The following is a 21,342-nucleotide window of genomic DNA, read 5'->3' on the forward strand; positions in this document are numbered from 1 at the left end:
ATATCTGTCGAACTCTGTAGCAAGGAAGGTAACAATAACGCTACATTTGCTGGGGTGCAAATCGGTCTGTTGAAGAGTGAGCGGGGCTTTATCCTGCAATGCTGATTAGGGCTGACATTTTATCCTGGTTGGCGGCTTCCCGAGGTACTCACGAACGGGAAGCCGGAAAAGTCACTGTTGCCCCGCCCAGATGACCAGCACTTTATCGTCGCCATGCTCACGAACAAAGCCGTAGCCCTGCTTCAGCGAAAGTGTCGTTTGTTTGCCCGCGCCAATTGCGGGATGGCGGGCGCGGAACTGGCTGATTTTCTGCCAGTGCGCGACGCTGGCGGCAGATTTACCGCTAACATCCTGCCAGTTCATATCCGAACGCGTACCTTGCAGCGGATCAGAACCGGTAGGACCGAACGGACGCGAGGATTCATCGCCATAAAAAATTTGTACCGCGCCTGGTGCTAATAATAATAACTCTGCTGCTTTGTCGCCCCCTTCACGGAACAGGCGGGTATCATGCGACGAGAGGTAGCTCAACACGTTGAAATCCTGCAATTTCTCCGCCATTTGCTGCCAGGTCGTATCCATCTGCGCCAGACAATCGACAGCTTTCGCCGCCTGCTCCTGATAATCGAAATTGATCATCGCATCGAAGCCGTGGCGATAGTAGTCACTTTGCATCACGCCGTGGCCCCAGGCTTCACCGGTCATCCAGAAAGGTTTGTCATCTAATGCTTTGTCGGGGTTAGCTTTTTTCCATTCGTGAAGTGCAGCGCTGGCTTCGGTTTTCAGTTGCTGCCAGGCGGGCAACTCAACATGTTTGGCGGTATCGACCCGAAAACCATCAATCCCATAGTCGCGGACCCACTGACTTAACCAGTGGGTTAAGTAATCGCGAGGGGTAAAGCCGTCGATGATTTTAGCGTGGGTATCCGTTTTGTTTTTATAGAACACTGGCAGACCAGAAGCGGTAGTTGATTCGGTTTTGATATCCGGCAAAAAGGCCAGCGACATAGTGAGATCGTCGAATCCAGGATTGTCGTAATCGCCGATATCCGTTCTGATCCAGTTTTTTCCCCACCATTTATCCCAGCCTGTTTTGTCGCTGAAATTAATGTAATCGTTAAAGCTATGCCAGGTTTGCCCGGCGGCAGGTTTCCAGTCGTTCCAGCGTTCACCCAGCGTTTTTTTCACTTCGTCACCAGAAAGATATAACGCGCCAAACTGATACTCCTGCATATCCGCCAGCGTGGCATAGCCAGTGTGGTTCATCACGACATCAAAGAGAATACGAATACCGCGCTGATGCGCGCTATCAACCAGCGTCCGTAGATCGGCTTCACTGCCCATATTGGCATCAAGATTCGTCCAGTCCTGTGTGTAATAACCATGATAGGCATAATGCGGGAAATCACCTTTTGTACCGCCGCCGACCCAGCCGTGAATTTGCTCAAATGGGGCACTTATCCATAAAGCATTGACGCCCAGTTGCTGGAGGTAATCCAGTTTGTTGGTCAGGCCGCGTAAATCGCCGCCGTGAAAAGTGCCAATTTCCGCCATACCGTCTTTATGACGTCCGTAACTCTGGTCATTACTGGGATCGCCGTTTTCGAAACGATCTGTCAGCACAAAGTAAACCGTGGCGTTATGCCAGTCGAAAGGGGCGGATGTGTCAGTTTCTGCCCGTTCCAGCAGGAGTAAACCGTTGCTGGTGGCAGCGGGTTGTAACGTTATTTGACCGTTCTTCACTATCGCAATTTGCTGGCTGTAATAATCCCGGACTGCGGCTCCCTCCGCAAAAGTGGCGCTGACATCCAGTGTGAGCGGTAATCCATCCCATTTCGGGCATTCACGGACCAGGCTTGCTACCGGTTCGACGGCGTTCTGGATGGAAATCATCAATGTTGGTGTACCGGATCGGGTGTCTAGTTGCAGCGTATATTCGCCGTCCCTGAACAATCGCCATTGAGGCGGCGTGTTGCTACAAGGTTGCAGGGAAAGCATCTGATTGAGTTTTATCGCATCCGCAGGCTGCCAGCACTGTTGGTCAAAATTTAGCGTTAGTGGACGCGTACCTTTGGGCAACTGTGCGTGGCTGACAAATGTTCCCGTCCCCTGTTCGCTAAAGGCGGGAAACCCCGGAGAAGTCCAGCTGGCGGCAACGGCGAAGCCAGGAAGGAGTGTCAGAAAACAGGCGGCGAGTTTCATGGCGGATGAGTCCTTATTGCTGCGATTTCAGACAGTTTGCCAGCGATAAGCCAGACAAAACTCATCCCTGAGCGGTAACTCCACAGGATGAGAAGCAAGGGTGAGCGATCGCGCGCAAAAAACGGCTGAATTTTGCGATAAACCCCACATTTTCTGCGATTTAGCGCCAATCTGAATCGTTAACTCGTGACATAGTTTCAGATTTGGACTATTCCTTGGGGTGCTCTTGACAGCTATTTTTGATATGATTTGAGATTCAACTCTCAAATTTGTAAAAAATATAAGGTGTTGGAATGATTAAATCCGACCAGGAGACCTGATGATTTTGACTCCCATACGACGATATGGGGCGATGATTCTTATGTTACTCACTCTGGTGTTTTCGAGTGAGGTGTTAGCGAAGACGCACACAACAACAGCGAGTCAAAAGTCCCACTTAACTAAAGCTAGTAATAAACAGGTAAGCAGTAAACAAGAGTATTCTCGCAATAGTGCAAAGAGTAGTTCACTTCCTGATTTGCGAAAATACCCTTCCGGAACACCAAGGAAAAAGGCGTTTCTCCGGACTGTAATGCCTTACATTACCAGCCAAAATGCGGCCATTACTGCGGAACGTAACTGGCTGATTTCAAAACAGTATCAGGGCCAATGGTCACCTGCTGAGCGTGCGCGTCTGAAAGACATCGCCAAACGCTACAAGGTGAAGTGGTCTGGTAATACGCGAAAAATCCCGTGGAATACCTTGCTTGAACGCGTAGACATTATCCCTACCAGTATGGTGGCGACGATGGCTGCAGCAGAAAGCGGTTGGGGAACGTCAAAGCTGGCGCGCAACAACAACAATCTTTTCGGCATGAAATGCATGAAAGGACGTTGTACCAATGCGCCGGGTAAAGTGAAAGGGTACTCACAGTTTAGTTCTGTTAAAGAATCGGTGAGCGCCTATGTTACAAACCTCAATACGCACCCGGCTTACTCTTCGTTCCGTAAATCGCGTGCACAGCTGCGTAAAGCGGATCAGGAAGTGACTGCCACAGCGATGATTCACAAGCTGAAGGGCTACTCGACCAAAGGGAAGAGTTATAACAACTACCTGTTTGCAATGTACCAGGATAACCAACGGTTAATCGCGGCGCATATGTAATTGCATTTCCTCGAGCCTTATCCGACTTGTCAGTCGGATAAGGCTTTTGCTCCCATCAGGTGGTTGTGCTGAGTTACCTGAAGCGACGCCGACAATTCTCATCATCGCTACAACATGACCTCGCTATTTACATCGCGATACTCTTTTGGCGTCGTGTCATATGCTTTTTTAAAAACAGAGTAGAAATATTGCAGCGATGGATAACCGCACATTTGCGATATCTCATTGATCGACAAGGTGGTTGAAATCAGCAGACTGCGCGCTTTCTCCAGCTTTTCGGCATGAATCATGGCATGGATGGTTTCACCCACCTCTTCTTTAAAACGCTTCTCAAGATTGGAGCGTGATATGCCCACCGCATCCAGTACCTGATCCACTTTAATCCCTTTACAGGCGTGATTACGAATGTAATGCATAGCCTGAATAACGGCGGGATCGGTCAGCGAGCGGTAATCTGTTGAGCGCCGTTCAATGACGCGAACTGGTGGGACCAAAATCCGCTGTAGCGGCATTTCTTCTTTATCTAATAATCGATGCAACAGTTTTGCCGCCTGATAGCCCATTTGCCGCGCGCCCTGAGCGACCGAAGAAAGGGCGACACGCGACAGATAGCGGGTCAGTTCTTCGTTATCGATGCCAATCACGCATAATTTTTCCGGTACGGGAATATGTAGATGTTCACATACTTGCAGAATATGCCGCGCCCGGGCGTCAGTAACGGCAATAATCCCGGTTTGCGGTGGTAGCGTTTGTAGCCAGTCTGCCAGCCGATTTTGCGCGTGTTGCCAGTTCTCTGGCGCGGTTTCTAACCCCTGATAAACCACTCCGCGATACTTTTCTTCAGCGACAAGCTGACGAAATGCATATTCGCGTTCAGTGGCCCAACGTTTACCGCTTGATTCCGGAAGACCATAAAAAGCAAAGCGGTTAACGCCTTTCTCTTTTAAATGCAAAAATGCGCTTTCAACCAGCGCATAGTTATCGGTGGCAATGTAATGAACGGGTGGGTAACTTTCGGCAAGGTGATACGAGCCACCAACCCCAACAATGGGGACGTCGACATCAGCCAGCGCTTGCTCGATTTGTTTGTCGTCGAAGTCGGCAATGACGCCATCTCCTAACCAGTCCTTGATTTTATCAATGCGGGCGCGGAAATCTTCTTCAATGAAAATATCCCATTCCGATTGTGACGCCTGTAAATATTCCCCTACGCCTTCTACTACCTGCCGGTCATAGGCTTTATTGGCATTGAACAGTAATGTGATGCGGTGACGTTTAGTAAACATGGTTCTTTTCCTGCTGAATCATGCAAAAACTCAAAACCGGTAATACGTTACCGGCTTTGAGAAAATTTTTATCAAAATCAAGAACGGCGTTTGGTTGCGGAGTCCATCCATACTGCCAGCAACAGAATCGCACCTTTAACGATATACTGCCAGAAGGTCGGTACATCCATCATACTCATGCCGTTATCCAGCGAAGCCATGATGAATGCCCCCATTACCGCTCCGGCCACGCTCCCGACGCCGCCTGCCAGACTGGTGCCGCCAATCACACATGCTGCAATTGCGTCCAGTTCGGCGATATTTCCCGCAGAAGGTGAACCAGCGCCGAGTCGAGAACTGAGGATTAATCCGGCGATGGCTACCATTAATCCGTTAATAGCGAACACGGCAAGTTTGGTGCGTTCAACGTTAATCCCGGAGAGACGTGCCGCTTCCAGATTGCCGCCGATGGCATAAATGCGCCGTCCAAATGCCGTCCGCGTTGCCATAAACATGCCGCCCAATAACAGTAACGTTAGCAGCAGAACAGGAGTGGGAACACCACGGTAATCATTCAACAGCCAGATTGCGCCTAATACGATGATAGCGGTTAAAGCCTGGCGACCGACTACTGCGGTAGAGGCCGGAGACTGCAAACCCAAAGCCTGACGGCGCATTCTTCCGCGCCATTGCCAGCCAACAAAAGCCATTAAGCCAAGCGCGCCAATGATGAAGCCGGTGCTGGCAGGTAGATAGCTTTGCCCAATTTGTGACATCGCGGCGCTGGTGGGGGAAACAGTCGTGCCGTTGGTGATGCCAATGAGTATGCCACGAAATGCCAACATGCCCGCGAGGGTGACAATAAATGAAGGGACTTTGCGGTACGCGACCCACCATCCGTTCCAGGCTCCGAGAAGCAGTCCCAGAACCAACGTCACAATGATGGTAAGTGGCAAAGGCCAGCCTAGCCAGACGTCACAAATCGCCGCGACGCCACCTAACAGCCCCATCATTGAGCCGACGGAAAGGTCGATTTCAGCAGAAATTATGACGAACACCATTCCTACCGCGAGGATGCCGGTAATTGCGGTTTGGCGTAACAGGTTGGAGACGTTACGGGCGCTTAAGTAGGCACCATCGGTGGTCCAGGTAAAGAACAGCATGATTGCGATGATAGCTGCAATCATCACGAAGACCTGCAAATTCAGTGATTTCAGCCCGGAAAAGCCACCGGATGTCGGTACGGCTAATTTCACTTCAGACGGATTGCTTTTCGACATGATGTTCGCTCCTCAATGCGGCTTCCATCACCTGCTCCTGAGTCAGGTTATGATTTATCAGGTTGGCTTTTAGTTTCCCTTCATGCATCACCAGTACACGATCGCTAAGGCCGAGCACTTCAGGTAATTCGGAAGAGATGACAATAACGGCAATACCCTGCTGGACGAGTTGGTTAATTAATTTGTAGATCTCGTATTTCGCGCCAATATCGATACCCCTGGTGGGTTCATCAAGAATGAGAATGCGCGGGTTAAGTAACAGACAGCGAGCGAGGATCGCTTTTTGTTGATTGCCGCCGCTCAAACGTCCAATAGCAAGGTCGGGGGACGACGTTTTAACTTTGAGTTGCTGGATTGATTCCAGAATACATTTTTGCTCTGCCGCGTCATCAAGCTGGCTAATACTACCGGTAAATTTTTTGAGTGCGGCGAGGGTAATATTTTTACCAACCGCCATTACCGGAACGATGCCGTCGCGCTTTCTGTCTTCGGGTACCATCGCAATCCCCTGGGCGATGGCTTGCTGACAGTTACGAATATCTACCTGTTTGCCATCAATATAAATTTTCCCTTCCCATTGTCCGGGCCACACACCAAACAGGCACTGAATAGTCTCGGTACGTCCGGCACCAACGAGTCCGGCGATACCCAGTATTTCGCCACGTTTCAGGGAAAACGAGACATCATTAACTCGTTTAATATGACGATTAACCGGATGCCATGCCGTCAGATGTTCAATACGTAATATTTCATCTCCGGTGGTATGTGGTTCATTAGGGTAAAGCGCGGTTAACTCTCGCCCGACCATCATGGTGATAATATCGTCTTCACTCATTCCAGCAGCATCACGCGTACCAATGTGTTGACCGTCGCGAATAACGCAAATCGTATCGGAAATCGCTTTGACTTCGTTGAGTTTGTGCGAAATATAAATACAGGCGATACCGTGCTGTTGTAGATCGCGAATAATATCCAGTAAAACCGACGTTTCCTGCTCAGTTAATGAGGCTGTCGGCTCATCGAGAATTAACAAACGCACCTGTTTATTAAGTGCCTTGGCAATTTCAACCAGTTGTTGTTGCCCAAGTCCTAAATCGCCAACGCGGGTATCAGGTGAAATGGATAAACTGACCTGTGCGAGCAGCTTCTGACAGCGTAGCGTCATCAGGTCATAATCCATAATGCCATTATGGGTTATTTCGTTACCCAGGAAGATATTTTCCAGCACGGTCAGTTCTTTCACCAGCGCCAATTCCTGGTGAATAATGGCGATACCTTTGCGTTCGGTATCGCGGATGTGACTCGCCTGAATCTCTTCTCCCGCAAAAATAATTTCGCCTTCGTAGGAACCATGGGGATAAATACCACACAGCACTTTCATCAGCGTTGATTTACCTGACCCATTTTCCCCACAGAGTGAGACGATTTCGCCAGCATTCAACCGCAAGCTGACGTTATCAATCGCCTTCACACTGCCGAAGGTTTTGGTAATATTTTTCATTTCAAGTAGATAAGGCATAACGACTCCACCTAAGCCAATTAATTAACGCGGCATGGAGAGAAATCACGCCCCCGCTCCGCGCCGGGGCGTAACGCTTACAGCTCGCTCTCTTTGTGGAATCCGTCTTTAACTACCGTATCTTTGATGTTGTTTTTATTCACATCGATCGGTGTCAGCAGGCGGGAGGGAACATCTTTCAGGCCATTATTCAGTGTGGTATCCGCTTTTGGCTCCTGACCATTGCCCAACTCAACGGCAATTTCTGCGGCAGTATTTGCCAACAATGTAATAGGTTTATACACCGTCATAGTTTGCGTACCGGCAGCAATACGTTTAATACCTGCAAGATCCGCATCCTGGCCGGAAATTGCTACTTTCCCTGATAAACCTTGCGCGCTTAATGCCTGAATTGCCCCTCCTGCGGTGGCATCGTTTGAGGCAACTACAGCATCAATTTTGTTATTATTGGCGGTTAGCGCGTTTTCCATAATTTTCAATGCGTTTTCCGGTAACCAGCCATCAACCCATTGGTCACCAACGACTTTAATTTTTCCGGAATCAACATAAGGTTTTAATACTTTCATTTGCCCGGCGCGGAACAGCTTGGCGTTGTTATCTACCGGCGAGCCGCCCATCAGGAAGTAATTACCTTGCGGAACAATATCGACCAGGGCTTTTGCCTGCAGTTCACCGACTTTTTCGTTATCGAAAGAAATATAAAAATCGATATCCGCATCGTTAATCATACGGTCGTAAGCTAATACTTTAATACCTTCTTGTTTGGCTTCTTTTACAACGTTACTTAATACCTGACCGTTATAAGGAATAATGACAAGAACATCGACACCCCGGTTAATCATGTTTTCAATCTGCGACATTTGTGTTTCTTCATTGCCATTTGCAGACTGTACAAATACTTTCGCGCCGAGAGATTCTGCTTTTTTCACAAAAATATCTCGATCTTTTTGCCAGCGTTCAAGACGGAGATCATCAATCGCCATACCTATTTTGACTTCTTTGGCGTGTGCCGCAACGTTGGTAAGCAGAAGTGAGGTGCAAAGGGTGAGTAGAATGTTCTTTATTTTCATGGTGTAGGGCCTTCTGTAGTTAGAGGACAGCTTTAATAAGTAACAATCACCGCGATAAACGTAACCAATTTTTAGCAACTAAACAGGGGAAAACAATTACAGATTTTTATCTTTCGATTACGATTTTTGGTTTATTTCTTGATTTATGACCGAGATCTTACTTTTGTTGCGCAATTGTACTTATTGCATTTTTCTCTTCGAGGAATTACCCAGTTTCATCATCCCATTTTATTTTGCGAGCGAGCGCACACTTGTGAATTATCTCAATAGCAGTGTGAAATAACATAATTGAGCAACTGAAAGGGAGTGCCCAATATTACGACATCATCCATCACCCGCGGCATTACCTGATTATGGAGTTCAATATGCAAGCCTATTTTGACCAGCTCGATCGCGTTCGTTATGAAGGCTCAAAATCCTCAAACCCGTTAGCATTCCGTCACTACAATCCCGACGAACTGGTGTTGGGCAAGCGTATGGAAGAGCACTTGCGTTTTGCCGCCTGCTACTGGCACACCTTCTGCTGGAACGGGGCGGATATGTTTGGTGTGGGGGCGTTTAATCGTCCGTGGCAGCAGCCTGGTGAGGCACTGGCGTTGGCGAAGCGTAAAGCAGATGTCGCATTTGAGTTTTTCCACAAGTTACATGTGCCATTTTATTGCTTCCACGATGTGGATGTTTCCCCTGAGGGCGCGTCGTTAAAAGAGTACATCAATAATTTTGCGCAAATGGTTGATGTCCTGGCAGGCAAGCAAGAAGAGAGCGGCGTGAAGCTGCTGTGGGGAACTGCTAACTGCTTTACAAACCCTCGCTATGGCGCGGGTGCGGCGACGAACCCAGATCCTGAAGTCTTCAGTTGGGCGGCAACGCAAGTTGTTACAGCGATGGAAGCAACCCATAAATTGGGCGGTGAAAACTATGTCCTGTGGGGTGGTCGTGAAGGTTACGAAACGCTGTTAAATACCGACTTGCGCCAGGAGCGTGAACAGCTGGGCCGCTTTATGCAGATGGTGGTTGAGCATAAACATAAAATCGGTTTCCAGGGCACGTTGCTTATCGAACCGAAACCGCAAGAACCGACCAAACATCAATATGATTACGATGCTGCGACGGTCTATGGCTTCCTGAAACAGTTTGGTCTGGAAAAAGAGATTAAACTGAACATTGAAGCTAACCACGCGACGCTGGCAGGTCACTCTTTCCATCATGAAATAGCCACCGCCATTGCGCTTGGCCTGTTCGGTTCTGTCGACGCCAACCGTGGCGATGCGCAACTGGGCTGGGACACCGACCAGTTCCCGAACAGTGTGGAAGAGAATGCGCTGGTGATGTATGAAATTCTCAAAGCAGGCGGTTTCACCACCGGTGGTCTGAACTTCGATGCCAAAGTACGTCGTCAAAGTACTGATAAATATGATCTGTTTTACGGTCATATCGGCGCGATGGATACGATGGCGTTGGCGCTGAAAATTGCAGCGCGCATGATTGAAGATGGCGAGCTGGATAAACGCATCGCGCAGCGTTATTCCGGCTGGAATAGTGAATTAGGCCAGCAAATCCTGAAAGGCCAAATGTCACTGGCAGATTTAGCCAAATATGCTCAGGAACATAATTTGTCTCCGGTGCATCAGAGTGGTCGCCAGGAGCAACTGGAAAATCTGGTAAATCATTATCTGTTCGACAAATAACGGTTAACTGTGCAGTCCGTTGGCCCGGTTATCGGTAGCGATACCGGGCATTTTTTAAGGAACGATCGATATGTATATCGGGATAGATCTTGGCACCTCGGGCGTAAAAGTTATTTTGCTCAACGAGCAGGGTGAGGTGGTTGCTGCGCAAACGGAAAAGCTGACCGTTTCGCGCCCGCATCCACTCTGGTCGGAACAAGACCCGGAACAGTGGTGGCAGGCAACTGATCGCGCAATGAAAGCTCTGGGCGTTCAGCATTCTCTGCAAGACGTTAAAGCATTAGGTATTGCCGGACAGATGCATGGTGCAACCTTACTGGATGCTCAGCAACGGGTGTTACGCCCTGCCATTTTGTGGAACGACGGGCGCTGTGCGCAAGAGTGCACTTTGCTGGAAGCGCGAGTTCCGCAATCGCGGGTGATTACCGGCAACCTGATGATGCCCGGATTTACTGCGCCTAAATTGCTATGGGTTCAGCGGCATGAGCCGGAGATATTCCGTCAAATCGATAAAGTATTATTACCGAAAGATTACTTGCGTCTGCGTATGACGGGGGAGTTTGCCAGCGATATGTCTGACGCAGCTGGCACCATGTGGCTGGATGTCGCAAAGCGTGACTGGAGTGACGACATGCTGCAGGCTTGCCACTTATCTCGTGACCAGATGCCCGCATTATACGAAGGCAGCGAAATTACTGGTGCTTTGCTACCTGAAGTTGCGAAAGCGTGGGGTATGGCGGCGGTGCCAGTTGTCGCAGGCGGTGGCGACAATGCAGCTGGTGCGGTTGGTGTGGGAATGGTTGATGCTAATCAGGCAATGTTATCGCTGGGGACGTCGGGGGTCTATTTTGCTGTCAGCGAAGGGTTCTTAAGCAAGCCAGAAAGCGCCGTACATAGCTTTTGCCATGCGTTACCGCAACGTTGGCATTTAATGTCTGTAATGCTGAGTGCGGCTTCGTGTCTGGATTGGGCCGCGAAATTAACCGGCCTGAGCAATGTCCCTGCTTTAATCACTGCAGCTCGACAGGCTGATGAAAGTGCCGAGCCAGTTTGGTTTCTGCCTTATCTTTCTGGCGAGCGTACACCACACAATAATCCCCAGGCGAAAGGGGTTTTCTTTGGTTTGACTCATCAACATGGCCCCAATGAACTGGCGCGAGCAGTGCTGGAAGGCGTGGGTTATGCGCTGGCAGATGGCATGGATGTCGTGCATGCCTGCGGCATTAAACCGCAAAGTGTTACGTTGATTGGTGGCGGGGCGCGTAGTGAGTACTGGCGTCAAATGCTGGCGGACATTAGCGGTCAGCAACTGGATTACCGCACGGGTGGCGATGTGGGGCCAGCACTGGGCGCAGCAAGGCTGGCGCAGATTGCGGCGAATCCAGAGAAATCGCTCATTGAGTTGTTGCCGCAACTACCGTTAGAACAGTCGCATCTACCAGATGCGCAGCGTTATGCCGCTTATCAGCCACGACGAGAAACGTTCCGTCGCCTCTATCAGCAACTTCTGCCATTAATGGCGTAAACGTTATCCCCTGCCTGACCGGGTGGGGGATAATTCACATCTATATATATAAATAATTAATTAATATTTAGTATGAATTTATTCTGAAAATCATTTGTTAATGGCATTTTTCAGTTTTGTCTTTCGTTGGTTACTCGTAATGTATCGCTGGTAGATATGGAGATCGTTATGAAAACCTCAAAGACTGTGGCAAAACTATTATTTGTTGTCGGGGCGCTGGTTTATCTGGTTGGGCTATGGATCTCATGCCCATTGTTAAGTGGAAAAGGCTATTTTCTTGGCGTGTTAATGACGGCAACTTTTGGCAACTATGCATATCTTCGCGCAGAAAAACTTGGGCAACTGGATGATTTTTTTATCCACGTCTGTCAGTTGGTAGCGTTAATCACTATCGGTCTCTTGTTTATCGGTGTTTTAAACGCACCTATCAATGCTTATGAAATGGTGATCTATCCCATCGCCTTTTTTGTCTGCTTGTTTGGTCAAATGCGTTTGTTTCGCTCGGCATGAGCAACATAAAGTTCTTACACATTCAGGAATGAAAGGAATACTGTGATGGACAACAAAATATCAACCTATTCTCCGGCATTTAGTATTGTTTCATGGGTAGCCCTTATTGGCGGTATTGTTACCTATCTGTTAGGACTATGGAATGCAGAGATGCAGTTAAATGAAAAAGGGTATTATTTTGCCGTACTGGTATTAGGTTTGTTTTCCGCGGCGTCTTATCAAAAGACCGTTCGGGACAAGTATGAAGGCATACCTACCACCCCCATTTATTATATGACTTGCCTGACGGTCTTTATTATCTCTGTTGCGTTGTTGCTGGTAGGTCTATGGAATGCAACGTTATTACTCAGCGAAAAAGGCTTTTATGGGCTGGCTTTCTTCTTAAGCTTGTTTGGTGCAGTAGCGGTGCAGAAGAATATTCGTGATGCCGGAATAAACCCACCAAAAGAAACACAGGTTACCCAGGAAGAATACAGCGAATAATTCACGTAAGCCCGGTCAGTCCAATGTGACCGGGCTTCTACTTAACTCACTAATCTGTTTCTGTCGATTCGTTGTACCAGCATAGAAAGTAATAAACTCACTGCCAGCGTCGCACAAAAGATCCAAATAATATCCAGTATTGGCCAGTTTTTAAGCTCAATCCCCCGGGTGCGCAGTGCATGGATAATCAATGCATGGAACCCGTATATACCTAACGAATGGCGGGAGATTAAGCCAAGTCCGCAAATGGTACGCGTATACAGCGTGTTTTTAACCAGAGTCAATAACGCGATTGCGCAGATAAAAACCATCGGCCCACAGTAAAGATACCAGGTATCGGCAAAATTTCCGCGCCACTGTAATTCATATAATGTCCCACGAGAGATAATAAAAACCCCCGTCGCAAACAGTGCGGCGCTCACCCACGACAGTGCTTTATGCTGTGTGTCCATCATCCCTATAGCGCGGCCCAACATGCCATAAAGGATGTAGTAAAAAGTATCGCCATTGATATATAAGTTAATTGGCAGCCATTCAAAACCGTCGATTTTCTGCGGCACGGTGTTTGGGTTAGCGATGATACCAATCACCACCATTAGCACCAGCAACATTTTTCCGCCGACGTTCTTCACCTGAATCAGCGGTGAAACCAGATAAATCACTGCAATCGCGAAGAAAAACCATAAATGGTAAAACACTGGCTTTTGCAGCAGGTTTTTCAGCGCTAACTCCACATTGATGGAGGTAAACAGCGCAATGTAGAGCAGCGCGATTGCGCTATAAAAAAACAGGCATAAGCCGATACGCAAGAAATGACGCGACTGGGCGCTGCGTTCGCCAAAAAAGAGATAGCCGGAAATCATGAAAAATAGCGGCACGCTGACACGAGAGGCAGAATTCAGAACATTGGCGATATCCCAGGTGATGGGGCTAACACTATGAGCATTGATCACATACCAGGTAGTGGTGTGAATCATCACCACCATTAAACACGCTATCCCTCGCAGGTTATCAATCCAGTAAATTTTGGGCTGCATCTGTGTCTCTGTATCTGGTTAAAAAAAGTCTGACCGATAAATCATTCAGTTGGCGCACTGGAATAATCTGAGTTTTATCACTACAGCTTATAGAGGCTTAAGGAAATTCGTAAGATATCAGCCACTATACCGATATAAATAATAAGACTCACCTGCAAACCAGACGGTAATTTAATGATGATGAACGCTTTCTTTCCGGCAATGGCGCTTATTGTGCTAGTGGGTTGTTCTACACCGCCACCCGTGCAGAAAGCACAACGGGTAAAGGTTGATCCTCTGCGTTCGTTGAATATGGAAGCGTTATGCAAGGATCAGGCGGCAAAACGTTATAACACCGGCGAGCAAAAAATCGACGTCACCGCCTTCGAACAGTTCCAGGGAAGCTATGAAATGCGCGGTTATACCTTCCGGAAAGAGCAGTTTGTCTGTTCTTTTGACGCGGATGGCCATTTTTTGCATCTTTCCATGCGTTAAGCCCTGCTTTTTCCCGTTTCGTACTGTATATCTTCCATCCAGCGGGTATACTGATCCCTTCCTTTAAATCCACACGTATCCAGCACGAAATAATATGCAAAAGTTTGATACCAGGACCTTCCAGGGCTTGATCCTGACCTTACAGGATTACTGGGCTCGCCAGGGCTGCACCATTGTTCAACCATTGGACATGGAAGTCGGCGCGGGAACCTCTCACCCAATGACCTGTCTGCGCGCGCTGGGGCCAGAACCGATGGCGGCTGCTTATGTTCAGCCTTCTCGTCGCCCGACCGATGGTCGCTACGGCGAAAACCCCAACCGTTTACAGCACTACTATCAGTTCCAGGTGGTCATTAAGCCATCGCCGGACAATATTCAGGAGCTGTACCTCGGTTCTCTGAAAGAGCTGGGCATGGACCCGACCATCCACGACATCCGTTTCGTGGAAGATAACTGGGAAAACCCGACGCTGGGTGCCTGGGGGCTGGGCTGGGAAGTGTGGCTAAACGGCATGGAAGTGACGCAGTTCACTTACTTCCAGCAGGTTGGTGGTCTGGAATGTAAACCGGTTACCGGTGAGATCACCTACGGTCTGGAACGTCTGGCCATGTACATTCAGGGCGTAGACAGCGTTTACGACCTGGTCTGGAGCGACGGCCCGCTGGGTAAAACCACCTACGGCGACGTGTTCCATCAGAACGAAGTGGAGCAGTCCACTTACAACTTCGAATACGCGGATGTGGACTTCCTGTTCACCTGCTTCGAGCAGTACGAGAAAGAAGCGCAGCAACTGCTGGCGCTGGAAAATCCGCTGCCGCTGCCAGCCTACGAGCGTATTCTGAAAGCCGCCCACAGCTTCAACCTGCTGGATGCGCGTAAAGCCATCTCCGTCACCGAGCGTCAGCGCTATATTCTGCGCATTCGCACCCTGACCAAAGCAGTGGCAGAAGCATACTACGCTTCCCGTGAAGCCCTCGGCTTCCCGATGTGCAACAAAGATAAGTAAGAGGCGGCTATGTCTGAGAAAACTTTTCTGGTGGAAATCGGCACTGAAGAGCTGCCACCAAAAGCACTACGCAGCCTGGCTGAGTCCTTTGCTGCGAACTTTACTGCGGAGCTGGATAACGCTGGCCTCGCACACGGCACCGTTCAATGGTTTGCTGCTCCGCGTCGTCTGGCGCTGAAAGTCGCTAACCTGGCGGAGGCGCAACCGGATCGTGAAATCGAAAAACGTGGTCCGGCAATTGCTCAGGCGTTCGACGCTGAAGGCAAACCGAGTAAAGCGGCAGAAGGTTGGGCGCGTGGTTGCGGTATTACCGTTGACCAGGCTGAGCGTCTGACTACCGATAAAGGCGAATGGCTGCTGTATCGCGCCCATGTGAAGGGCGAAAGCACCGAAGCACTGCTGCCGAATATGGTTGCGACTTCGCTGGCGAAACTGCCGATCCCGAAACTGATGCGTTGGGGCGCAAGCGACGTGCACTTTGTGCGTCCGGTTCACACCGTGACCCTGCTGCTGGGCGACAAAGTTATTCCGGCTACCATTCTGGGTATTCAGTCCGATCGCGTGATTCGCGGCCACCGCTTTATGGGCGAGCCGGAATTCACTATCGACAATGCCGATCAGTATCCAGAAATTCTGCGTGAGCGCGGGAAAGTCATCGCCGATTACGAAGAACGTAAGGCGAAGATTAAAGCCGATGCTGAAGAAGCAGCACGTAAGATTGGCGGTAACGCTGATTTAAGTGAAAGCCTGCTGGAAGAAGTGGCTTCGCTGGTGGAGTGGCCGGTCGTTCTGACCGCGAAATTCGAAGAGAAATTCCTCGCGGTGCCGTCTGAAGCACTGGTTTACACCATGAAAGGTGACCAGAAGTACTTCCCGGTGTATGCGAACGACGGCAAACTGCTGCCGAACTTTATCTTCGTTGCCAACATCGAATCGAAAGATCCGCAGCAGATTATCTCCGGTAACGAGAAAGTCGTTCGTCCACGTTTGGCGGATGCCGAGTTCTTCTTCAATACCGACCGTAAAAAACGTCTTGAAGATAACCTGCCGCGCCTGCAAACCGTGTTGTTCCAGCAACAGTTGGGGACGCTGCGCGACAAAACTGACCGCATTCAGGCGCTGGCCGGCTGGATTGCTGAACAGATTGGCGCTGACGTTAACCACGCTACCCGTGCGGGCCTGCTGTCTAAGTGTGACCTGATGACCAACATGGTCTTCGAGTTCACCGACACCCAGGGCGTTATGGGGATGCACTACGCGCGTCACGATGGCGAAGCGGAAGACGTAGCTGTCGCGCTGAATGAGCAGTATCAGCCGCGCTTTGCCGGTGATGACCTGCCGTCTAACCCGGTAGCCTGTGCGCTGGCGATTGCTGACAAGATGGATACCCTGGCGGGTATCTTCGGTATCGGCCAGCATCCGAAAGGCGACAAAGACCCGTTTGCGCTGCGTCGTGCCGCACTTGGCGTGCTGCGTATTATCGTTGAGAAGAACCTCAACCTTGATCTGCAAACGCTGACCGAAGAAGCAGTGCGTCTGTATGGCGATAAGCTGACTAATGCCAACGTGGTTGATGATGTTATCGACTTTATGCTCGGTCGCTTCCGCGCCTGGTATCAGGACGAAGGTTACACCGTTGACACCATCCAGGCGGTACTGGCGCGTCGTCCGACTCGTCCGGCTGATTTCGATGCCCGTATGAAAGCGGTATCGCACTTCCGTACCCTGGAAGCAGCTGCAGCACTGGCGGCGGCGAACAAGCGTGTATCTAACATCCTGGCGAAATCTGATGAAGTGCTGAGCGATCGCGTGAATGCCTCTACTCTGAAAGAGCCGGAAGAAATTAAACTGGCGATGCAGGTTGTGGTGCTACGTGACAAGCTGGAGCCGTACTTTGCGGAAGGTCGTTACCAGGATGCGCTGGTCGAACTGGCTGAGCTGCGTGAACCGGTCGATGCTTTCTTCGATAAAGTGATGGTCATGGTTGATGATAAAGAATTGCGTATCAACCGTCTGACCATGCTGGAAAAACTGCGCGAACTGTTCCTGCGCGTTGCGGATATTTCGCTGTTGCAGTAATAACGCCGTTATTAAAAAGCCTGCCATCTGGCAGGCTTTTTTTATCGCTAAATAATACAGCAACCTTTAATAATCTTCTGCTGAATAAAGATTATCTCATATATTAATTTTATGAGATTTTTTTAGGATTATATCAAGGAGAAGAAACGAACTTATTAAGCTGGAATAGCCACGGGTGCTTGAGGCTGTTTGTCTCAGGTATTCACCGAAAGGCAGACAGAGAAAAGCCCCACCTGACTATAAATCAAAGTGTACTGCACCCATTTTGTTGGACGATGAAATGGAATAGCCCCTGATATGTCAAAGCCAAAATACCCTTTTGAAAAGCGCCTTGAAGTCGTGAATCACTACTTCACTACTGATGATGGTTACAGGATCATCTCGGCACGTTTTGGTGTCCCCCGAACCCAGGTCAGGACATGGGTTGCCCTCTATGAAAAACATGGAGAAAAAGGTTTAATTCCCAAACCTAAAGGTGTTAGTGCTGATCCTGAGTTGCGTATTAAGGTCGTGAAAGCGGTGATCGAGCAGCACATGTCCCTTAATCAGGCTGCTGCTCACTTTATGCTTGCTGGTAGTGGTTCTGTAGCCAGGTGGCTGAAGGTTTATGAAGAGCGCGGAGAAGCTGGTTTACGCGCGCTCAAGATTGGCACCAAAAGAAACATTGCAATATCAGTTGATCCAGAAAAAGCGGCATCAGCATTGGAGCTGTCAAAAGACCGACGCATTGAGGATCTTGAAAGGCAAGTTCGATTTCTTGAAACGCGGCTTGTGTATCTAAAAAAGCTGAAAGCCTTAGCTCATCCCACGAAAAAGTGAAAGTACTCAACGAGCTAAGGCAGTTTTATCCTCTTGATGAGCTTCTCAGGGCTGCGGAGATACCGCGCAGTACGTTTTATTACCATCTAAAGGCTCTCAGCAAGCCTGACAAGTATGCGGACGTTAAAAAGCGTATTGGTGAGATTTATCATGAGAATAGAGGCCGATACGGATACCGTAGGGTAACGCTGTCTCTTCATCGAGAAGGGAAACAGATTAACCATAAAGCTGTTCAGCGCCTGATGGGAATCCTCTCACTGAAGGCAGCGATTAAGGTCAAGCGATACCGCTCTTACAGAGGAGAGGTAGGGCAAACCGCCCCCAATGTTCTCCAAAGAGATTTCAAGGCTACGCGGCCAAACGAGAAGTGGGTTACCGATGTTACTGAATTTGCAGTCAATGGGCGCAAGCTGTATTTGTCTCCAGTAATAGATCTCTTCAACAATGAAGTTATTTCTTACAGCCTTTCGGAAAGACCAGTGATGAACATGGTCGAGAATATGCTCGATCAGGCATTCAAAAAGCTTAATCCTCACGAGCATCCTGTTCTGCACTCTGACCAGGGATGGCAGTATCGTATGAGAAGATATCAAAATATCCTTAAAGAACATGGTATTAAACAAAGCATGTCCAGAAAAGGCAATTGTCTGGATAATGCTGTGGTGGAGTGTTTCTTTGGAACCTTAAAGTCGGAGTGTTTTTATCTTGATGAGTTCAGTAATATAAGCGAGCTGAAGGATGCTGTTACGGAATATATTGAATACTACAACAGCAGAAGAATTAGCCTGAAATTAAAAGGTCTGACTCCAATTGAATATCGGAATCAGACCTATATGCCTCGTGTTTAACTGTCCAACTTTCTGGGGTCAGTACAAAGTGAGGCTACCCTATGCCTGAACACCATAAGGTTAGCCTCTTACTCGTTGGAAATCAACACAGGAGGCTGGGATGCCGCAGAAATATAGATTACTTTCTTTAATAGTGATTTGTTTCACGCTTTTATTTTTCACCTGGATGATAAGAGATTCACTGTGTGAATTGCATATTAAACAGGAGAATTATGAGCTGGCCGCGTTTTTAGCCTGCAAATTGAAAGAGTAAGAATCTTCGGCGGGAAGTTATTCCCGCCTTTCTTACGGCGTTACGCATTCTCATTACACCCAAATTTATTCTTCACAAAAATAATAATAGATTTTATTACGTGACCGATTATTTATTTCCTGAAAAACAAATAAAAAAATCCCCGCCAAATGGCAGGGATCTTAGATTCTGTGCTTTTAAGCAGAGATTACAGGCTGGTTACGTTACCAGCTGCCGGGCCTTTAGCGCCGCTTTCGATGGTGAAGGACACTTTCTGACCTTCGTCCAGAGATTTGTAACCATCGTTCTGGATAGCAGAGAAGTGTACGAACACGTCTTTAGAGCCATCGTCAGGAGTGATGAAGCCGAAGCCTTTGTCAGCGTTGAACCATTTTACGATACCAGTCATTTTACCGGACATAGTGTATTACCTTTAATAATTAATTGTGCCTTTCGGCGATATGGCGTGCTTTACAGATTTTGAAGCGTTAAAGGAATGTGCACTACGAGGGGTATCAACGATAACTCTTGAAGGGACTTGCCTTACTACACTGCTTTAATGGTCTGTACGTCAAACCGTTGATGTGCATTAAGCCACGCATTGGTGGGTGATGCAACAATTATTTTTCATATTTATGATTAATCGGTTGGAAAACGGTCCTGTTATCAGGACCGTAAACAGAAATAAAGTGGATAAAAGCCTATTCCATCAACTGCTTACTTAATGCCGGGTTGGCTTGAATCAAACGCATCAATTTTAGTTCGGCACTTGAAGGCTTCACGCGTCTGGATTCCCATTCCTTTACCATGGCGACTGATACGCCCAAAACCCGGGCGAAATCATCGATTTTTAATCCTGTCCCTTTTCGTAACTGCTCAATTTCGGTACAGGACGTTGTTCTGTGCGTCAGGGTAATTTTCTGCGTTTCATCTTTAAAAACAATCTGTTCCAGGCTGCTCAACAGCTCATGCATTGGATCTTTATATTCCATTGAAAACTCCTCAAATCACACTGCGGGATCGTGAATTGCATCGAAGCTCATTAAGAATAGTCGGGAAAAACAGACACAGCGGGGTGTAGTCAGGGCATACTCTGACTATGATTCGATTCAGCCAGTCATTTAGCGTGACTTATAGCCACCTAACGATCTGATAAATGCCGATATATCTCTTACCACTCCCGGTTTGTAAAGATTTCGAAAATCTAACGTTCTGCGAAGGCGTAAATCTCTGGCTACAAAAAAGGCAACGGCAATATCATTTTTTAACAATGAAACAACAAATTAACCTTGTTTCATTTTCTCCATGATTTTACCAGGAAGATTATGTAGAAAGGGTATCCTGCAAGCCTGTCCTGGACTATCCTTGTCACGTCAGACACGCGTGTGTCGTTGTGCGCTTTTTTTGGGTGAAAGGAGTAAGAAAATGGCGACAGGAAAGTCCTGCTCTCGCTGGTTTGCGCCTCTTGCGGCGTTATTAATGGTAGTTAGCCTGAGTGGGTGTTTTGATAAAGAAGGCGATCAGCGTAAAGCGTTTATCGACTTCCTGCAGAATACAGTGATGCGTAGCGGTGAACGTCTACCAACCCTGACTGCCGATCAGAAAAAACAGTTTGGTCCTTTTGTCTCTGATTACGCGATTCTGTATGGTTATTCTCAGCAGGTGAATCAGGCGATGGATTCCGGTCTGCGCCCGGTTGTAGACAGCGTTAACGCAATTCGCGTACCGCAGGATTACGTTACGCAAAGCGGTCCGCTGCGTGAAATGAACGGTTCGCTGGGTGTGCTGGCGCAACAGCTGCAAAATGCGAAGTTGCAGGCCGATGCTGCGCACTCTGCGTTAAAACAGAGTGATGACCTGAAACCGGTCTTTGATCAGGCATTCACCAAAGTGGTAACGACGCCAGCTGATGCATTGCAACCGTTGATTCCGGCGGCACAAACTTTCACGCAACAACTGGTGATGGTTGGAGACTACATTGCTCAGCAAGGTACTCAGGTGAGCTTTGTCGCAAATGGCATCCAGTTCCCGACTTCACAGCAGGCAAGTGAATATAACAAACTGATTGCGCCATTACCGGCACAACATCAGGCGTTTAATCAGGCCTGGACTACAGCAGTTACTGCAACCCAATAAAGAGTAAAAGCCCGAGCGATTATCG

Annotated in this window: 20 protein-coding genes; 11 read left to right on the forward strand and 9 right to left on the reverse strand. The window is 48.5% G+C overall.

Going from position 1 to position 21,342, the window contains the following annotated elements; all coding sequences use genetic code 11:
* Positions 1-171 precede the first annotated feature (171 nt).
* Complete coding sequence (malS, locus tag ACJHX4_RS10060) at positions 172-2,202, reverse strand: alpha-amylase (protein ID WP_000761239.1); 2,031 nt, start codon at positions 2,200-2,202, stop codon at positions 172-174.
* A 319-nt stretch (positions 2,203-2,521) separates the two neighbouring features.
* Here malS and ACJHX4_RS10065 point away from each other — a divergent pair, with 319 nt between their 5' ends.
* Positions 2,522-3,346: a protein bax gene (locus tag ACJHX4_RS10065; protein WP_001297957.1), complete on the forward strand. Its 825-nt coding sequence runs from the start codon at positions 2,522-2,524 to the stop codon at positions 3,344-3,346.
* A gap of 107 nt (positions 3,347-3,453) precedes the next feature.
* Here ACJHX4_RS10065 and xylR read toward each other — a convergent pair whose 3' ends face one another.
* The 4 genes from xylR to xylF form a co-directional block, all read right to left on the reverse strand.
* Positions 3,454-4,632, reverse strand: a complete 1,179-nt coding sequence (gene xylR, locus ACJHX4_RS10070; RefSeq protein WP_000494484.1) for a D-xylose utilization transcriptional activator XylR — start codon at positions 4,630-4,632, stop codon at positions 3,454-3,456.
* 77 nt (positions 4,633-4,709) lie between these two features.
* Positions 4,710-5,891 (reverse strand): xylose ABC transporter permease XylH, encoded by a 1,182-nt coding sequence (gene xylH, locus ACJHX4_RS10075; RefSeq protein WP_000045978.1) that lies wholly within the window; start codon positions 5,889-5,891, stop codon positions 4,710-4,712.
* A complete protein-coding gene (gene xylG / locus ACJHX4_RS10080; protein ID WP_001146503.1) occupies positions 5,869-7,410 on the reverse strand; it encodes a D-xylose ABC transporter ATP-binding protein in 1,542 nt (513 codons plus the stop codon). Before xylG ends, xylH begins: the two co-directional genes overlap by 23 nt.
* A gap of 77 nt (positions 7,411-7,487) precedes the next feature.
* Complete coding sequence (gene xylF, locus ACJHX4_RS10085) at positions 7,488-8,480, reverse strand: D-xylose ABC transporter substrate-binding protein (protein WP_001296518.1); 993 nt, start codon at positions 8,478-8,480, stop codon at positions 7,488-7,490.
* 365 nt (positions 8,481-8,845) lie between these two features.
* Here xylF and xylA point away from each other — a divergent pair, with 365 nt between their 5' ends.
* The 4 genes from xylA (at position 8,846) to yiaA (ending at position 12,686) form a co-directional block, all read left to right on the forward strand.
* A complete protein-coding gene (gene xylA, locus ACJHX4_RS10090) occupies positions 8,846-10,168 on the forward strand; it encodes a xylose isomerase (RefSeq protein ID WP_001149592.1) in 1,323 nt (440 codons plus the stop codon).
* A gap of 70 nt (positions 10,169-10,238) precedes the next feature.
* On the forward strand, positions 10,239-11,693 hold the full coding sequence (xylB, locus tag ACJHX4_RS10095; protein ID WP_000275338.1) for a xylulokinase: 1,455 nt from the start codon (positions 10,239-10,241) through the stop codon (positions 11,691-11,693).
* Between the two features lie 168 nt (positions 11,694-11,861).
* Positions 11,862-12,203: an inner membrane protein YiaB gene (gene yiaB / locus ACJHX4_RS10100; protein WP_001296517.1), complete on the forward strand. Its 342-nt coding sequence runs from the start codon at positions 11,862-11,864 to the stop codon at positions 12,201-12,203.
* Between the two features lie 45 nt (positions 12,204-12,248).
* Complete coding sequence (yiaA, locus tag ACJHX4_RS10105) at positions 12,249-12,686, forward strand: inner membrane protein YiaA (RefSeq protein ID WP_001296516.1); 438 nt, start codon at positions 12,249-12,251, stop codon at positions 12,684-12,686.
* 41 nt (positions 12,687-12,727) lie between these two features.
* Here yiaA and wecH read toward each other — a convergent pair whose 3' ends face one another.
* A complete protein-coding gene (gene wecH, locus ACJHX4_RS10110; RefSeq protein WP_001182627.1) occupies positions 12,728-13,723 on the reverse strand; it encodes an O-acetyltransferase WecH in 996 nt (331 codons plus the stop codon).
* Between the two features lie 174 nt (positions 13,724-13,897).
* Between wecH and ACJHX4_RS10115 the strand changes: the two genes are divergently transcribed.
* From ACJHX4_RS10115 to hokA, 5 genes are all read left to right on the forward strand, one after another.
* Positions 13,898-14,197 (forward strand): YsaB family lipoprotein, encoded by a 300-nt coding sequence (locus ACJHX4_RS10115; RefSeq protein WP_000980102.1) that lies wholly within the window; start codon positions 13,898-13,900, stop codon positions 14,195-14,197.
* Positions 14,198-14,291: 94 nt separating this feature from the next.
* On the forward strand, positions 14,292-15,203 hold the full coding sequence (gene glyQ / locus ACJHX4_RS10120) for a glycine--tRNA ligase subunit alpha (protein ID WP_001168544.1): 912 nt from the start codon (positions 14,292-14,294) through the stop codon (positions 15,201-15,203).
* A gap of 9 nt (positions 15,204-15,212) precedes the next feature.
* Complete coding sequence (glyS, locus tag ACJHX4_RS10125) at positions 15,213-17,282, forward strand: glycine--tRNA ligase subunit beta (RefSeq protein ID WP_001291788.1); 2,070 nt, start codon at positions 15,213-15,215, stop codon at positions 17,280-17,282.
* A gap of 297 nt (positions 17,283-17,579) precedes the next feature.
* Positions 17,580-18,949 (forward strand): IS3-like element IS150 family transposase gene (locus ACJHX4_RS10130; RefSeq protein WP_087522250.1). Its coding sequence is split into 2 segments (ribosomal slippage): positions 17,580-18,060 and positions 18,060-18,949, totalling 1,371 coding nucleotides; the frame shifts between segments, so codons are not numbered across the junction.
* A 100-nt stretch (positions 18,950-19,049) separates the two neighbouring features.
* On the forward strand, positions 19,050-19,202 hold the full coding sequence (gene hokA / locus ACJHX4_RS10135; RefSeq protein ID WP_001135731.1) for a type I toxin-antitoxin system toxin HokA: 153 nt from the start codon (positions 19,050-19,052) through the stop codon (positions 19,200-19,202).
* On the opposite strand, the gene ACJHX4_RS10140 is transcribed toward hokA, so the two are convergent.
* From ACJHX4_RS10140 to ACJHX4_RS10150, 3 genes are all read right to left on the reverse strand, one after another.
* Positions 19,179-19,250 carry a hypothetical protein gene (locus tag ACJHX4_RS10140; protein WP_212734107.1) on the reverse strand — a complete coding sequence of 24 codons (72 nt, stop codon included), beginning with the start codon at positions 19,248-19,250 and terminating at the stop codon, positions 19,179-19,181. The two genes, hokA and ACJHX4_RS10140, sit on opposite strands and share 24 nt — an antisense overlap.
* A gap of 139 nt (positions 19,251-19,389) precedes the next feature.
* Positions 19,390-19,602: an RNA chaperone/antiterminator CspA gene (cspA, locus tag ACJHX4_RS10145; protein WP_000014594.1), complete on the reverse strand. Its 213-nt coding sequence runs from the start codon at positions 19,600-19,602 to the stop codon at positions 19,390-19,392.
* Between the two features lie 280 nt (positions 19,603-19,882).
* Complete coding sequence (locus ACJHX4_RS10150; RefSeq protein WP_000455798.1) at positions 19,883-20,173, reverse strand: HTH-type transcriptional regulator; 291 nt, start codon at positions 20,171-20,173, stop codon at positions 19,883-19,885.
* A gap of 433 nt (positions 20,174-20,606) precedes the next feature.
* Between ACJHX4_RS10150 and ACJHX4_RS10155 the strand changes: the two genes are divergently transcribed.
* Entirely contained in the window at positions 20,607-21,317 is a 711-nt protein-coding gene (locus tag ACJHX4_RS10155) for a DUF3053 domain-containing protein (protein WP_000190516.1), read from the forward strand.
* Positions 21,318-21,342: the final 25 nt, after the last annotated feature.

The sequence above is a fragment of the Escherichia sp. WS2035 genome (assembly GCF_046487065.1).
Taxonomy (GTDB): Bacteria; Pseudomonadota; Gammaproteobacteria; order Enterobacterales; family Enterobacteriaceae; genus Escherichia; species Escherichia coli.

Bases quoted from the DNA above. Each gene is read 5' to 3' on its own strand.
- yiaA (WP_001296516.1), top strand. From the start codon at position 12,249: ATGGACAACAAAATATCAACCTATTCTCCGGCATTTAGTATTGTTTCA.
- yiaB (WP_001296517.1), top strand. From the start codon at position 11,862: ATGAAAACCTCAAAGACTGTGGCAAAACTATTATTTGTTGTCGGGGCG.
- hokA (WP_001135731.1), top strand. From the start codon at position 19,050: ATGCCGCAGAAATATAGATTACTTTCTTTAATAGTGATTTGTTTCACG.
- wecH (WP_001182627.1), bottom strand. From the start codon at position 13,723: ATGCAGCCCAAAATTTACTGGATTGATAACCTGCGAGGGATAGCGTGT.
- cspA (WP_000014594.1), bottom strand. From the start codon at position 19,602: ATGTCCGGTAAAATGACTGGTATCGTAAAATGGTTCAACGCTGACAAA.
- ACJHX4_RS10065 (WP_001297957.1), top strand. From the start codon at position 2,522: ATGATTTTGACTCCCATACGACGATATGGGGCGATGATTCTTATGTTA.
- glyQ (WP_001168544.1), top strand. From the start codon at position 14,292: ATGCAAAAGTTTGATACCAGGACCTTCCAGGGCTTGATCCTGACCTTA.
- ACJHX4_RS10155 (WP_000190516.1), top strand. From the start codon at position 20,607: ATGGCGACAGGAAAGTCCTGCTCTCGCTGGTTTGCGCCTCTTGCGGCG.
- xylG (WP_001146503.1), bottom strand. From the start codon at position 7,410: ATGCCTTATCTACTTGAAATGAAAAATATTACCAAAACCTTCGGCAGT.
- xylF (WP_001296518.1), bottom strand. From the start codon at position 8,480: ATGAAAATAAAGAACATTCTACTCACCCTTTGCACCTCACTTCTGCTT.
- xylR (WP_000494484.1), bottom strand. From the start codon at position 4,632: ATGTTTACTAAACGTCACCGCATCACATTACTGTTCAATGCCAATAAA.
- xylH (WP_000045978.1), bottom strand. From the start codon at position 5,891: ATGTCGAAAAGCAATCCGTCTGAAGTGAAATTAGCCGTACCGACATCC.
- malS (WP_000761239.1), bottom strand. From the start codon at position 2,202: ATGAAACTCGCCGCCTGTTTTCTGACACTCCTTCCTGGCTTCGCCGTT.
- glyS (WP_001291788.1), top strand. From the start codon at position 15,213: ATGTCTGAGAAAACTTTTCTGGTGGAAATCGGCACTGAAGAGCTGCCA.
- xylB (WP_000275338.1), top strand. From the start codon at position 10,239: ATGTATATCGGGATAGATCTTGGCACCTCGGGCGTAAAAGTTATTTTG.
- ACJHX4_RS10150 (WP_000455798.1), bottom strand. From the start codon at position 20,173: ATGGAATATAAAGATCCAATGCATGAGCTGTTGAGCAGCCTGGAACAG.
- ACJHX4_RS10115 (WP_000980102.1), top strand. From the start codon at position 13,898: ATGATGATGAACGCTTTCTTTCCGGCAATGGCGCTTATTGTGCTAGTG.
- xylA (WP_001149592.1), top strand. From the start codon at position 8,846: ATGCAAGCCTATTTTGACCAGCTCGATCGCGTTCGTTATGAAGGCTCA.